The organism is Immundisolibacter sp., from assembly GCF_041601295.1.
In the GTDB taxonomy this organism is placed as follows: domain Bacteria; phylum Pseudomonadota; class Gammaproteobacteria; order Immundisolibacterales; family Immundisolibacteraceae; genus Immundisolibacter.
In genome coordinates, this window is record NZ_JBFIII010000033.1 from 15,546 (window position 1) to 28,918 (window position 13,373).

Sequence of the window (13,373 nt, forward strand, 5' to 3'; positions counted from 1 at the left end):
GGCGCGTTGTATGCGCTGCCTGCGCCGCCCGCGACGGCTTCGACTAAGACGTCAGACTCCTGACCCTGACGCGACCGACCGTGCAGGCAGCAATCCGGCACGCAATACGGCCCGCTTGCGGTATCGTGCAAGCTTAGCGCTCGACCTGTTGGACTGTATCGCCGGATGGAATTCACTGTTGTCGCCATGATCGCCCTTGGGGTCGGACTGGCGCTTGTTTTTGGCTTGATTGTTGTGTTGCAGGCGCGGGCGCGTCTGGTCACGGCGCTGGCCGCCAGCCAGCAGCAAGCCGCCGGCCTGGCGGCGGATGTCGACGGCTTGCGGCTGGAACGGCAGGCTTTGGCTGAGGAGCGGGCCCGTTTGCAGGCCGATGCCCTGCGTCTGGCACCGCTGGAAGCGACCTTGCACGAGCGTGATGCGGCGCTGCGGCAAAGAGCCGACGAGGTCCAGGCGCTGGCCGTTCGCCTGGAACGGGCGACCACCGAGCTGGCCGAAGAACGCCGTCGCAGCGAGGAGAAGCTGGCCGTGTTGCAGGAGGCGCGCGGCCAGTTGACCGAGCAGTTCAAAAACCTGTCGCAGGAAATTCTGGAGGACAAGAGCCGCCGCTTCACCGAGCAGAACAAAACCAATCTTGATGCGCTGCTGATACCGCTGCGCGAGCAGATCGGCGGCTTCCAGAAACGCGTCGAGGACGTGTACGACAAGGAATCCCGCGACCGGGTGTCGCTGCTGAAGGAAATCCACACCCTGCGCGATCTGAACCAGACCATCGCGGTGGACGCCGTGAACCTGACCAATGCCCTCAAGGGCCAGACCCGCACCCAGGGCGTATGGGGCGAGATGGTGCTCGAACGCGTACTCGAACAGTCCGGTTTGCAGAAGGACCGCGAGTACGAAGTGCAGGTCAGCCTGAGCAGCGACGCCGGTCGCCAGCGGCCGGACGTGATCGTGCACCTGCCGGATGGCAAGGACGTGGTGATCGACGCCAAGGTTTCGCTGACCGCTTACGAGCGTTATGCGAGTGCCCAGGACGACGCCACCCGCGCCCAGGCGCTGCGCGAGCATGTGGCCTCGCTGCGCGCTCACATCCGCGGGCTTGGCGATAAGAACTACCAATTACTGCAGGGCGTGCGCTCTCTGGATTTCGTGCTGCTGTTCGTGCCGATCGAGCCGGCCTACATGGAAGCCTTGCGCGCCGAGCCGGCGCTGTTCACCGAGGCGCTGGAGCGCAACATCGGTCTGGTGAATCCGACCACGCTGCTGACCACGCTGCGTATGATCCAGAACGTGTGGCGCTACGAGCACCAGAGCCGCAACGCGCAGGAAATCGCGCGCCGGGCCGGTGATCTGTACGACAAGTTTGTGGGCTTCGTTCAGGATCTGGACGCCGTCGACAACCGCCTGGACAGCACACGCAAGGCGTTTGACGCAGCGCGTAACAAGCTGGTCAGTGGGCGCGGCAACCTGATCAAGCGGGCAGAGGACCTGAAGGCGCTCGGCGTCGAGGCGTCAAAATCCCTGCCTGCCGAAATGCTGGACCAGGCCCAGGCGGAGCTGCAAGCGCCGCCGCCCGACGGCTTCTGAGGCCGCCGCCGGACCTGAAACTGAACTGGAGAGACTGTGTCTGATCGTCTCGTGGCCCGTCTTGGGGCACGTATTTACTACGGCTGGGTGGTACTGGGCGTGGCGACGCTGGGCGGTGTCGTGTCCGCCGGCAGCAGCCAGATGTATATGGGCTCGGTTCTGCTGGCGATCACCCAGGACACCGGGTGGACTAACACCGGCATTGCCGGTGCCCTGTTGGCCGGCACGCTGATCGGTGGGCTGGTATCGCCACTTGCCGGTGCGTGGGTGGACCGGCACGGGCCGCGCGCACTGATGAGTATGGCGGCGGTCGTGATGGCCGCCGGTTTTGCGCTGATGGGGTGGAGTCCGACACTGGTCGCTTTCTACTGCGGTTACATGCTGTGTCGTGGTGCTGCCCAGGGCGCCATTGGTGGCGCCGCGCAGCGGGCGATCGCGGTGCATTGGTTTTTGCACTACCGCGGCCGGGCAATGGGTATCGTTTCCATGTCGGTGCCTCTGGGCGGCGCGGCGGCGGCGTTTGGCGGCGCCTACGCCATGCGTCACGGCTGGGCGTGGCGGGATACGTTTCTGGCCATGGGCGTGATCACCCTGGTGGTGCTTGTACCGGCCGCCCTGCTGCTGTTGCGACGCAGCCCGGAAACGCTGGGTCTGGAACAGGACGGTGGCGCTGTCGAGCCGCGCGCGGCCCGTGCCGGGCGCCGGCCACGCCCGACCGCTGACGAGTATCCGTGGACCCTGGCGCAGGCGCTGCGGACCTGGGCGCTGCGTTTTCTGATGGCCGGCGCGGTGATGGCGATCGCCGCCAACGGCACCGTCGTGTTCTATCACGTCACCTATCTGGTCAGCCGCGGCGTGTCGCAGGTGCAGGCGGTAACCGCGGTCAGCATCCTGGCACTGTCCGGCGCGCTGGCCAACATCGTATGGGGGTATCTGTCCGAGTTCTTCTCCGAGCGGCGGCTGTCGATCATTTCGCAGTTGCTGGCCGCCGCCGGCGTGCTGCTGATGCTGCGCGTGGACACCGCTATTGGCGCGTTTGTCCTGTCTGCCGTGCTGGGTTTGCTGGTACGCGGCGAGGGTTCGTTGACCGGCCTTATCGTGGCGAATTATTTTGGTCGCTTTGCCTTCGGCCGGATCGGCGGACTGATGGCCAGTTTTCAGCTGGTCGGGCTCGGTCTGGGGCCGGTGATTGCCTCGGCCGTATACGATACGTTCCATTCCTATGCCGCCATTTACGGTTTGGTTGCGGTTGGCTATCTGAGTTCGGCCAGCCTGTATCTGATGGCGCGCCGCCCGGCACTGCCGGCCCAATGAGACCGGCGTGGTGCGATATGTTCCCGATCACTCAAGCAGGAGCTAGCGATGAATTTTTCCGAACTGGTCCAGGCCCGGCGCAGCGTGCGCGATTACGACCTTTCGCAGCCGGTTACCGATGCCGATCTGAAGGCCATCTTCGACCAGGTGATCCTGAGTCCCAGCGCCTTCAACCTGCAGCAGTGGACCTTCGTGGTGGTACGCGAGGCCGAGCAGAAAAAGCGCCTGCGCGCCGCCGCCATGGATCAGGCGCAGGTGGAGAATTGCGGCGCCGCCATCGTGGTGTGCGCCAAGCTCGACGCCCACGTCGACGCGCCGACCATCTTTGCCCAGGCGCCCGAGCCGATGCGCGAACGCATGATCGGCATGACCGGTCAGATGTATGGCGGCAACGAGCAGTTCGCGCGTGACGAGGCCATCCGCGGTGCCAGCCTTGCCGCCATGACGCTGATGTACGCTGCCAAGGCGCATGGTTTCGATACCGGCGCCATGATCGGCTTCAACCCGCAGCAGGTCGCCGAGGTCGCCGGCCTGACCGCCAGTTTCGTCCCGGCCATGCTGATTGTCATGGGTCGCGGAACGGCGCCGCAGACGCCGCGCGGTTACCGCAAGCCGGTCGCCGAAGTGGTCAAGCTGGAGCGGTTCGACGGGGCTGGCCTGGCCTGATAGGCACTGGGTGGCAGGCCGGTTCGGGGCAAGCTTCGCGTCGAGCGGCGCAGCCCCGTACCGGGTGAAATGCTGGCTACTTCAGCGTTTCCCTAAGCTCCGGCGGTGGCGGCCGATTCGTGGCTGCTCGCCGGCTCGTCGTCCAGCCACAGCGGCCAGCCGGCGCGCTGGTTGGCGGCCATCGCCAGGCGCCGCTCGGCCGGCGAGGCAAAGGTCGTGTCCCACTCGTAGAGCTTGCGCTTGACGAAGCGGAACCACAGCGGCGGCACGAAGGACATCAGAAAACACAGAAAGATGCTCGGCATGCAGGCCCCTGCCGGGCGCGGTACCAGCTGGTAATACGGCACGTAGGCGTCGCGGTGATGGTCGACGTGGTTGGTGATCTCCGTGCCGATGATGCGGATCACCGTCGACAGGTGGTTCCAGGTGTGATGTTCGCCGACCGGCGCCTGCGTGTCCCGCACCAGGCCGTAGTGCTGCAAATAGTTGAGCGCTTCAAGGATCAGCTTGGCGAGCACCAGCGCGCCGATCACGATGCCGGCCGCCAGCGGTCCGGACAGCAGGCCGATGCCCAACGGAAAACCAATCAGGAAGGCCAGCCCCTGCGTTACCCGGCTGCGCGGCGACCACACGCTGTAGCCGACATTGTCGGCGCGGCGCTTTTCGCTTTCCCAGGTGTCGCGGAACGAGCCCAGCGTGGCGCGCAGCATGAAGCCGTAGACGTTCTCGCCGCGGTGGGCGGTGTCGGTGTCCCGCGGCGTGTCGAAATACAGGTGGTGCGTGTTGTTGTGGGCAATGTCCCGGCACGGGTCGCCGACCAGGGCACCCATGCTCAGGCCCACCCAGCGCGACAGCCGGCTGCGCCGGTGCGCCAGCTCGTGGCCGATGCCGCCGTTGGGCAGCAGGTGCAGCCACATCAGGCTGATCACGGCACCGGCGATGTGCCAGCCGTGTGCCGGCACGCCGCTGCCGCTGAGGCCCACCTGCATGCGCCACACGAACGTGGCGTACAGCACCACCATCAGCGCCACGTGCAGATACAGCACCAGATCGGCCAGCCACGGGATATGCACGCGCCGCGGCTGGTAGTCGTTGCCCAGCAGCAAGTCGGCCGCGAACAGCGGCACAAAAGTGGCCGCTCCGGCCCACACCCACGGCCCACCCAGGGCGAAACCGGCAATGCCGGTCAGTACCAGAATGGTGTTGAGGTAATAACGCAAATAATCCATGACTCGCATCCTCCCTGTGCTGCCTTTTTTCAGGCTTGTCCAGCGCCCATCATCCCACGCGCGCGAACGCCCGTGCCAGCCGCTGCGCGGGTCGCACGCAATGCGTCGGGCCTGGTTGTCAGTCCGGATACCGCTGCGGGTACGCGGCCAGATCGGCCAGGAAATCGTCCAGCATCTGCGCCGTGTCGAAGGCCGGGCTCCAGCCCCATTCGTCGCGCGCAAAGCGGTCGTCGATCGGTTTCATCAACCGGTCGATGAAGGCCTGCCGCTGCGCGTCTACCCGAAAGTCGATCCTCGCCCCCGGCACTCGTTCGCGTACAAGCTGCGCCAATGCCTCGGCGCTGGGCGTCGGCGGCACGCCGTTGATCAGGTAGTTGAATTGCTTTAGCCGGTCACGGGGCGCGCGGGCCAGTTGCAGCACGCCGCGGGCCGCGTCTTTCACGTAGACGATGGGCACCCGCGTGTGGGGCGCCACTTCGATGGTGTACGGCCGGCCCTTGGCGCATTCCTCGACCACCCAGGAATGGAACTGCGCCGCGCCCGGCGTGCGCACACCGGGGCCGCAGATGCCCGGAAAGCGGATGCCGCGAAAGTCCAGCCCAAAACGGTGGCGGTAGAAGTTACCGGCGCCCTCGCCGAACAGCTTGGCGGTGCCGTAGAACGACAACGGCCGTTGCAAGGTCAGGTCGTCAATGCCCTCGCCGCCCATGTCCAGCCCGTAAGTACCGATGCTGCTGGCGAACAGCACCTGCGGGACCTCCAGGATGCGCGCGGCTTCCAGCACGTTGAAGGTGCCGTTCACGTTGGCGTGCATGGCCGCCGAGGGGTCCAGGTCGGACGCTGTCGACAGGATGGCCCCGAGGTGAAAGATGGCATCCGGGCGGGACCGTTTCACGGCGTCCAGGATGTGGCTGAAGTTGCCGATGTCGCCGCGGACCAGGGTCAGCCGGTCGGCGATGTCGGCCAGGCGCTGCTGCGCGCCACTGACATGGAACACGGTGATTTCGTGCCCGCCTTCCGCGACCAGCTGGCGCACGACCTCGGCGCCGATGAAGCCGGTGCCACCGGTGATCAGAACTCGCATTGTGTCTCTCCTGTCGGCCTGGCGGTGGCCACTGGAACGGGCCGCCGGTTGGTCGGGCGTATTTCTAATCGGGCTTTTGCAGGGTCCGCGGCCAGGCGCTGATCATGGCATTCGAGGGCTGGTTCTCGTCCAGCACCTTGGCCGCGGCTTCGCGGCCGGCGACCGGCAGTCCGGTCGGATTGAGAGCGCCCACCTGCACGAGTGCGGAGGCCTGATCCCAGTAGATGTGTTCGTGGCAAATAAGATCGCCACGGAAATTGACGATGGCGATCATGGGCAGTTCCACCGGCTTGCCGGTCGGCGCGACTCCCGGCAACAGCCAGTCGACCTCCTGCGTGTGCGTGAAGCAGAACAGGAATTCATCGACGATCTTGTCGACCCCCACCGTGCGCGAGATGGGCACCATGTTTGTGTCCGGGCAGTTGCGCGGGATGAAGTGGTACTTGTAGAAGCGCGCCAGGTCGTCGCGGCCGGTGCCGCCGGTCAGGGTGGGGATGTGGTTCACGTAGGGGCGTTCGACCATGGTTTCGAGCGCCGCCGCGTGGTCCTTGGTCGCAAATTCACAGGCCAGGTGCTGGTCCCAGATGGCCTCCAGGTCATAGTGCGGGCCAATGGCGCCGCGCAGCGCCGCCAGCGTGCGCGAGTACGCTATGGAGGTGGCGGAGCGGTGGTAGCTGTCCCGCTCCTCCGCCGCAAAACCGTGGTTGGCATCCGGATACAGATGCAGGCGCAGGTTCGGGCGCGCCAGGAACGCCGCGTCAATCTTGGTCACAACGTCGGCCGGCGTGTAACTGTCCTGCCCGGCCAGGTGCAGCAGCAGCGGGCAGGTAATGGCCGCGGCCTCATCCAGGTGCCGCTCGATGCCGACGCCGTAATACCCGACCGCCACGTCCAGATCGAGCCGGGCGGCGGCAAGGTAAGCGAGCGATCCACCCAGGCAGAAGCCGACGAAGCCGATTCCTCCGTCGCATTCCGGCAGCGTGCGCAGCGCCTGCATGGCCGTGGCGATGTCGCGAACGGCCTGATCGGCGTCGAACCGCTGATACAGCTCAAAGGCCTTTTCGCGGTCGGCCCCGGAGTAGCCGAGCTCCACACCGGGCTCCAGCCGCCAGAACAGGTCCGGCACCAGCACCACGTAGCCTTCCTCAGCGTACAGATCGGCCATGCGCCGCATCCACGGATTAACGCCAAAGATTTCCTGACCCAGGATCAGTCCTGGTCCACGGCCAGAACGTGGCAGGCTGAGGTAGCCGTTGAACGGACTTCCCCCTTCGGTGGCTATGGTCAGCGTGCGGTTAGGCATTGAAGTTTCCTATGGTCGTGATGACGGGCCGAACCGCGATCCGTAACCCGGGTTCTGGCCTGGCGAATCAGCCTGCAATTGTGATTTGACGCAGCGCGCGGCGGTTGGTCTTGCCGCTGTTGCCGCGTGGCAGTTCGTCCAGGAAGCGGTACTCGCGCGGGCGCTGGTAGCCCGGCAGGTCTGAGTCCTGTATCAGCGTGGTCAGGGCGGTCTCGCTCAGTGCCGCGTTCTTGCGTACCACGAAGGCGACGATGCGCTGCCCCCATTCGGGGTCTGGCAGGCCGACCACGGCAGCCTCGGCCACGTCGGGGTGGCCGAGCAGCACGTTCTCGATTGGGCCGGGCATGACGTTGATGCCGCCGGAGATCATCATGTCGTCCACCCGCCCGCGCACGTACAGGTAGCCGTCGGCATCGAAGCTGCCCAGGTCGCCCGAGCGCCACCAGGGGCCGACAAATTTTTCGCGTGACAGGGGCGGGTCGCACCAGAACTCCTGCGCCACGGACGGACCACTGATGAGTATTTCGCCTTCCTCGCCGGGCGCCATTTCGTCGTCCGGGCCGCCGTCGACCGCCACCACGCGGACCTCGGAGTTCAGCAGGGGCTTGCCGACGCTCTCGATCTTGTCCGGCCTGGCCAGATCCTCGGGAAACATGGCAGTGCCGCCCGAGACGGCGGTTTCGGTGGTGGAATAGCAGTTGATGACGTGCGGGGTGATGCGCTGGCGGATTGCTTCCAGCGTGGGCAGGTCCATGACCTCACCGGCGAAGCCGACCTGGCGCAGCGAGGACAGGTCGCGGCCCGCGGTTTCCTCGCGTAGCAACAGGCGCCACATGGTGGGCACCAGCAGCAGGTGGCTGACGCGCTCCTCGGCAATCGCCTGGATCACCCGCTTCGGATCCCACTGACTCTGGAATATCTGGCGGGCGCCAATGTTGAAATAGGGCAGGGCGAGGTTGTACCAGCCCATGAACGAGGTGGTGAACATGTTCAGGGTGCTGCTGTGCGGGGTCAGGCCGAACGGGTACACGGCCGCGCGGCAGCTATCCACCAGCTTGGCGTGGGTGTGCAGTACACCTTTCGGAATGCCGGTGGTGCCCGAGGTCAGCACAATGGCCGCCAGGTCGTGCCCGGCCAGGGCCATTGGCTCGAAATCCAGTGGGTAGCGGTCCAGGTCGTCCGGGATGACCGGCTCGTCGCCAGCGCGGATCTGGTCGGCGGGTGTGGCTTCGCTGCGGGCCCGCACGTAGCCGGTGATGCCCGGCACCAGCGGACGCAGCTCGGCCACCCGCTCGGCCAGGCAGCCGTCGTAGACCATGGCGCGTGGTGACAGGCGCTCGATGGTTTTTACCAGCACCGGCAGTTTCTCGCGTATGTGCAGCGCCACTGGCACGGCGCCCAGTTCCCAGCAGCCGTACAGCGCAATCGGGTGGATGGTGGACGGCAGCAGCATCAGCGCCACCCGGTCGCCCTTGCGAACGCCAAGCCGGTACAGCAGAGCGGCGGTCTGCCGTACCCGCTCGACCATCTGTCGGTAGGTGTAACGGTGTTGCGAGTCGACCAGTGCTTCGTTGTTGGCATGGTGACGGGCGGTGCGGTGCAGGGCTTGACGCAGGTTCGGGCCGCGGGATTCGGGCATGGGCAGGCTCCTCGTGGGGGCAGGCCGGGTGCACGGCCGGCTCTTGAATCTGGATGTCGCGGTCTCCATGACCTTGAGTGCGAGCCGCGGGAAAGCTCGCCTGGCAAGGATAGCGGGTCGCGTGGCCGTTGTGCCGGCGACGGCCCGTTGTCAGTCGTGCGGTACCATCGGCGGGTCGCTGGCGATGGCCTGGTAACGGAGGAAACAGCGTATGCGTGGCGTATGGTTTTCGGCTTTGACCTTAATTCTTTTGGCAGCCGCTCCGGCGCTGCGGGCGCATGACTGCGTGGTGACCGGCAGTTACGCCAGCTGTGACGACGGCACCACCTACACCTCGCACGACGGCGTGGTGGTTGGCTCGGATGGCACCACGGTGATTCGTACGCCGGATGGCGTATATGTGGGTCACAGTCACTCGCGACGGGGTGGCGCAGTGCCGGCACCAACGGTTGATCCGCGCTGGCGCGGCGATGCCCACCCCGGCTGCAAGAAAGTCGATGGCCGCGAGGTATGTGGCTGAGCGCTGGGGCTCTGGCGCGGCGCGTGACGGCGTGGGTTGGATGCCCGGGTAGCAGCGGAAAAAAAGGTGGCGTCCTCTCTCCCCCACAGATAGAGGACGCCACCTATCCCATGCCGGCCGCAGGCCGCTCGGGATAAAAACCACGCCCGCCTTGGCGGGGTGGGGTCGGGCGCCATGAGTTGGCAGAACCCCGACGAAACCATCATTTCATTGGCGCTGACCGCCGGCCTTGATGGGGGTCAAGTGGTCGTTCCGGCGGCGTTCAGGTCACCGCCTGGCCGAAACTGGGAATCATTTCCCGGCCATGGAAGAAGATCGCCCGCGCCGCTTCGTCCTCGGTCCAGGTCACGACGTCGTTGTCGTAGTAGGGGAAGGTGCCGCCGGCGTAGGTTTCGTTACGGTTGCCGGACGGGTCGAAGAAATACGTGGTCAGGCCGCGTGTCAGGCCGTGTCGGGAAGGGGTCAGCTCGGTGCGCACCCGGTGCCTGGATTGCAGGTCGGCGGCGCGCAATACGTCGTCCCAGGTTTCCACGTAGAAGCCGACGTGGTGCAGCTTGCCGTTCGGGCCCTTGATGAAGGCGATGTCGTGCGCCTTGTTGGTGACGTGCATGAAGCTCGCCAGCAGGCCGCCTTCCTTGTTGATGAGCCGCTCGCTCTGGTGAAAGTCGAGGCCCTGCACAAAGAAGCGCGTCACGCCTTCCAGGTCCTCGCCGGTCAGCAGCAGGTGGTCGAAGCGGTTGACGCCCACGCCGTGGCGGTCCTCCGGCCAGGGTTCGGGATTGGTGTTGCCGACCTGCACGCCGACCCGCTCCATCTGCTGGTAGAACTCGACCCGGTGGCCGGTTGGCAGCGTGGTGGCGACAGCCTCGCCCTCGCCAATACGGCTGCCGGCCGACACCCGCTGTACCGGGAAACCGAAGCGTTCGCAGGTGTTTTCGATGTGCGCAAGATCGTCTGGAAAGCGCACCTTGAATGCGACGTGATCCAGGCCGGCACGGTCCGATTCCCGCAGGATCACGCTGTGGTGGTCGTACTCGTCCCAGGCCTTGAAATACGCCACGCCGGGTGCGCTGGCGGTCTCGTACAGGCCCAGGAACCCGCCGTAATGGCGACGCGCCTGCTCAAGATCAAGCACGTTGATGGCGACTTTGCCGGTACGCAGGATGCCCATCAGCTCGCCCTCCGCGGGTCGTGGTGTGGCCAGGCTCGCAACTACAGAAAGAAATACAGGTTCTTGTCCAGCACCACCCGCTGGTCGACCAGGATGGTGCGCCGGGTCAGTTTCCACTCGCCGTCGACCTTGCGCAGCCGGCACTGCTTGGTGCCCCAGACCACGGTTTCGTCGCGTTGGCGCCGGTTGCGGTAAACGATGAAGTTGGACCAGGCGTCCACCTCGCCGTCCACGTCCGCCCAGGCGGCATCGACATTGCTGATGAAGCGGCGAATGTAGTTGCGCGGGTCTTCCATCCACACCAAGCCTGTTTCCAGGCGCCGGATGCGCATGTCCAGCATCATGTAGTTGTCGTTGAACACGAATGCGCCGGGATTGCTGCCGATGGGCTTCTGGTCGGCTCGCAGGCGGATTTCGCGCACCGGCAGCACGTAGTGCACATCCTCGGCGAGCTGGGTCTGCCACCATTCGCGAAAGCGTTCCTCGTCCAGCATGCGCGCCTCGCGGATCAGGAAACGCTCGACCTCGAACAGGGTGTCGCGGTCTACGTAGCGGAGCTTGGCCGGTGCCGGGGTATGGGTTGGGGCATTCATGTCAGGCCACCTCGCGCTTGTCGGCTGCATTGCCTGGCTCGCGGGCCAGTTCGTCCCAGCTCTTGCCGCTCATCAACTGCGCCCAGCGGCGGTAGAAGCCGCGGTTCGAGGTCTCGCACACGATGCCCTTGGCGACAATGCCGGGCAGTTCCGGGTGGTGTCCCTCCCGCACCTGGCCCATGCCCGAGAACAACTTGCCGCGCCGGGTCACCCAGCCGCGGTTACTGCCGGTGCATTGCTCCATGTTCTCGCCGTCGTCGGTTTCGAGCATGCCGGCGGTGCCGAAGGTCATCATGTTGGTGGCAACCATCATCTGCTTCAGCTCGTCGGGCATGTCCTTCTCGACCAGGGTCCAGGTCCACACTTCTATGTGGTGCGGTCCCATTGGCTGCCACAGCTTCCAGGTGTTGGTCCCGTACAGGAACGAGCAGTTCGGGAAGATACTGGCATCCCAGTGGCCGTTGTAGAACTTGGCGCGCCAGTCGCCCAGGCGCTCGCGCATGATCGGCGTACGCTGGGCCAGCCACTGGGCGTAGGCCTCGCCTACCGGATGAATGGCTGCCGCCGCGTCCCAGATCACGCCGAAGCCATGACCACCGCGGGTGGTGACCTGCAGGCCGGTGTTGACGTCGTACGCCTGGTTGCCGACCAGTGGCGACAGCGGCGACTCGATCGCCTTGAGCGCTGCCGCGTGGGCCCAGCCGACGTGGTAGCCGTCGGCGATGAAGTTCTCGGTCGGCACTTTCCAGTTGCAGTTCAGGATCGACTTCATGGGTGGGCCAAGCAGCTCAATGCCGCCCGGCACGTCGAGGAAGGTATCCATGTACCAGGCCATGTCGCCCAGGTAATCGCGCAGCGACGGGGCGCCGGCATCGAAGGTGCCAAACACCAGGCCCTTGTAGCTTTCCACCTTGGCCACCGGGTGCATGGCGTAGCGCGGGCGCTCAATGGCGTTGTAGTAGGCGTCGTGTTCCAGCGGCACGGTGACCAGTTCGCCGCCCAGGCCGAACGCCCAGCCATGATAGGCGCAGGTAAACGCCTTGGCGTTGCCGCTGTCGGCATGGCAGACCACGTTGCCGCGGTGCGGGCAGGAGTTGATGAAAGCCTTGATGCTGCCATCCGCCTGGCGGGCCACGATGACGTTGTCCTCGCCCATGCGGGTGGTCAGGAAGTCGCCGGTATTCGGAAGCTGTGACTCGTGCGCCAGAAACAGCCAGGCACGGGCGAAGATATGCTCCAGCTCCTGTTCGTAAATATCCTGATCCCAGTAAATGCTACGGTTCTGCACCGCGCCGTCTTCCAGGATCAACTTGCTGACGTCTTTCACGCGAAACCCTCCGTGGTGTGGGGAACGTCCTTGGGGTCACCAAACGACGTCCGCAGTATCGAAGCCCTGGCGTGCGGCCTCTTGACCGATATCAAGCTTGTGACGGCCGCGCCCCGGCGGCGAGTGGCGGGCCGGCGGCCTTAGAATCGAAACGGTCACATTGAAATGCAGGAGTGAGACATGAGCGACACCATTGGAGTCATCGGCGCCACGCGTGGCACCGGCCTTGAAGTGATGCGGCAACTGATCGCCAGCGGTCGACCGGCGGTGGCGGTGGCCCGCAACCTTGAGAAGGCGCGTGGCCTGTTCGGCGACAAGGCGACGCTGGTCTATGGCGATGTCACGCGTCCGGAAACGCTGGCGGAAGCCATTGATCCGGCCTGGGCGGGGCTGGTATTCACCGTGGATATCTCCGGGGGCATCGGCGGGCGCGGCATGTTCGCGGGCCGCGAGAGCATCCGCGCGGTCATGTACGGCGGCCTGGTCAACGCGGTCGAAGCGGCCAAAAAACGTGGCTTCACCGGCCGCGTGGTGTTGTTGTCGACCATTGGCCTGAGCATCGACTCCACCAGCATGAAGATTCTGAACTGGATCAAGTCCGGCCTGCGCGATCACTCGCTCGACAAGGGCGAGTACCTGAAGCGCAGCGGCGTCGAGTGGACCATCGTGCGCGCCGGCATCCTCAACAACAAAGCGCCCGGTGAGCACACGCTGCTGGTCACCGGCGAGGACCTGCCATTGCAGATGCGTTACCAGATTGGCCGCGCCGACCTGGCCCGGCTGATGCTGGCCAGCGTGACGCATCCGGCGGTCCGTAACCGAGAGTTCAGCGCCTTTTGGGGCGAGGCCGGTCACGATAGCGACGAACAGCTGGCGGCCAAACTGGCGACCGCGTTCGGCGCTTAAACCGACGTGCCGACAGCCGGTTTTCGGTCGCGCTGGC

General features: G+C 65.5%; 12 protein-coding genes. 5 read left to right on the forward strand and 7 right to left on the reverse strand.

All coding sequences use genetic code 11. The features are described from left to right. Positions 1-165: 165 nt before the first annotated feature. From rmuC to ABZF37_RS06180, 3 genes are read left to right on the forward strand one after another with little or no spacing between them, the layout of a single operon-like run. Positions 166-1,584 carry a DNA recombination protein RmuC gene (rmuC, locus tag ABZF37_RS06170; protein ID WP_372717899.1) on the forward strand — a complete coding sequence of 473 codons (1,419 nt, stop codon included), beginning with the start codon at positions 166-168 and terminating at the stop codon, positions 1,582-1,584. 36 nt (positions 1,585-1,620) lie between these two features. After that, complete coding sequence (locus ABZF37_RS06175) at positions 1,621-2,898, forward strand: MFS transporter (protein ID WP_372717901.1); 1,278 nt, start codon at positions 1,621-1,623, stop codon at positions 2,896-2,898. 48 nt (positions 2,899-2,946) lie between these two features. Next, positions 2,947-3,564: a nitroreductase family protein gene (locus ABZF37_RS06180; protein ID WP_372717903.1), complete on the forward strand. Its 618-nt coding sequence runs from the start codon at positions 2,947-2,949 to the stop codon at positions 3,562-3,564. Positions 3,565-3,656: 92 nt separating this feature from the next. Here the strand turns inward: ABZF37_RS06180 and ABZF37_RS06185 are convergent, their stop codons facing one another. The 4 genes from ABZF37_RS06185 to ABZF37_RS06200 form a co-directional block, all read right to left on the reverse strand. Further along, entirely contained in the window at positions 3,657-4,793 is a 1,137-nt protein-coding gene (locus tag ABZF37_RS06185; protein WP_372717906.1) for an alkane 1-monooxygenase, read from the reverse strand. 118 nt (positions 4,794-4,911) lie between these two features. Then, positions 4,912-5,877: an NAD-dependent epimerase/dehydratase family protein gene (locus ABZF37_RS06190; protein ID WP_372717908.1), complete on the reverse strand. Its 966-nt coding sequence runs from the start codon at positions 5,875-5,877 to the stop codon at positions 4,912-4,914. Positions 5,878-5,941: 64 nt separating this feature from the next. Further along, positions 5,942-7,180 carry a dienelactone hydrolase family protein gene (locus ABZF37_RS06195; protein ID WP_372717910.1) on the reverse strand — a complete coding sequence of 413 codons (1,239 nt, stop codon included), beginning with the start codon at positions 7,178-7,180 and terminating at the stop codon, positions 5,942-5,944. Positions 7,181-7,247: 67 nt separating this feature from the next. Continuing rightward, on the reverse strand, positions 7,248-8,819 hold the full coding sequence (locus ABZF37_RS06200) for a class I adenylate-forming enzyme family protein (protein WP_372717912.1): 1,572 nt from the start codon (positions 8,817-8,819) through the stop codon (positions 7,248-7,250). A gap of 235 nt (positions 8,820-9,054) precedes the next feature. Here ABZF37_RS06200 and ABZF37_RS06205 point away from each other — a divergent pair, with 235 nt between their 5' ends. Then, positions 9,055-9,339, forward strand: coding sequence for a hypothetical protein (locus ABZF37_RS06205; protein WP_372717914.1), 285 nt, complete (start codon positions 9,055-9,057; stop codon positions 9,337-9,339). Between the two features lie 262 nt (positions 9,340-9,601). On the opposite strand, the gene ABZF37_RS06210 is transcribed toward ABZF37_RS06205, so the two are convergent. The 3 genes from ABZF37_RS06210 to ABZF37_RS06220 are packed head-to-tail and all read right to left on the reverse strand — an operon-like array spanning position 9,602 to position 12,430. Continuing rightward, a complete protein-coding gene (locus tag ABZF37_RS06210) occupies positions 9,602-10,510 on the reverse strand; it encodes a catechol 2,3-dioxygenase (protein ID WP_372717916.1) in 909 nt (302 codons plus the stop codon). Between the two features lie 41 nt (positions 10,511-10,551). After that, on the reverse strand, positions 10,552-11,103 hold the full coding sequence (locus ABZF37_RS06215; RefSeq protein WP_372717918.1) for a 3-phenylpropionate/cinnamic acid dioxygenase subunit beta: 552 nt from the start codon (positions 11,101-11,103) through the stop codon (positions 10,552-10,554). Position 11,104: 1 nt separating this feature from the next. Beyond that, the gene (locus ABZF37_RS06220; RefSeq protein ID WP_372717920.1) at positions 11,105-12,430 is read right to left on the reverse strand and encodes an aromatic ring-hydroxylating dioxygenase subunit alpha; all 1,326 of its coding nucleotides are present in this window, start codon (positions 12,428-12,430) and stop codon (positions 11,105-11,107) included. Between the two features lie 180 nt (positions 12,431-12,610). On the opposite strand from ABZF37_RS06220, the gene ABZF37_RS06225 reads away from it, so the two are divergent. Further along, on the forward strand, positions 12,611-13,336 hold the full coding sequence (locus ABZF37_RS06225) for an NAD(P)H-binding protein (protein WP_372717922.1): 726 nt from the start codon (positions 12,611-12,613) through the stop codon (positions 13,334-13,336). Positions 13,337-13,373 lie beyond the last annotated feature (37 nt).

Coding starts and splice junctions, on each gene's coding strand:
- ABZF37_RS06190 (WP_372717908.1), bottom strand. CDS start 5,877: ATGCGAGTTCTGATCACCGGTGGCACCGGCTTCATCGGCGCCGAGGTC.
- ABZF37_RS06225 (WP_372717922.1), top strand. CDS start 12,611: ATGAGCGACACCATTGGAGTCATCGGCGCCACGCGTGGCACCGGCCTT.
- rmuC (WP_372717899.1), top strand. CDS start 166: ATGGAATTCACTGTTGTCGCCATGATCGCCCTTGGGGTCGGACTGGCG.
- ABZF37_RS06200 (WP_372717912.1), bottom strand. CDS start 8,819: ATGCCCGAATCCCGCGGCCCGAACCTGCGTCAAGCCCTGCACCGCACC.
- ABZF37_RS06210 (WP_372717916.1), bottom strand. CDS start 10,510: ATGGGCATCCTGCGTACCGGCAAAGTCGCCATCAACGTGCTTGATCTT.
- ABZF37_RS06195 (WP_372717910.1), bottom strand. CDS start 7,180: ATGCCTAACCGCACGCTGACCATAGCCACCGAAGGGGGAAGTCCGTTC.
- ABZF37_RS06180 (WP_372717903.1), top strand. CDS start 2,947: ATGAATTTTTCCGAACTGGTCCAGGCCCGGCGCAGCGTGCGCGATTAC.
- ABZF37_RS06185 (WP_372717906.1), bottom strand. CDS start 4,793: ATGGATTATTTGCGTTATTACCTCAACACCATTCTGGTACTGACCGGC.
- ABZF37_RS06215 (WP_372717918.1), bottom strand. CDS start 11,103: ATGAATGCCCCAACCCATACCCCGGCACCGGCCAAGCTCCGCTACGTA.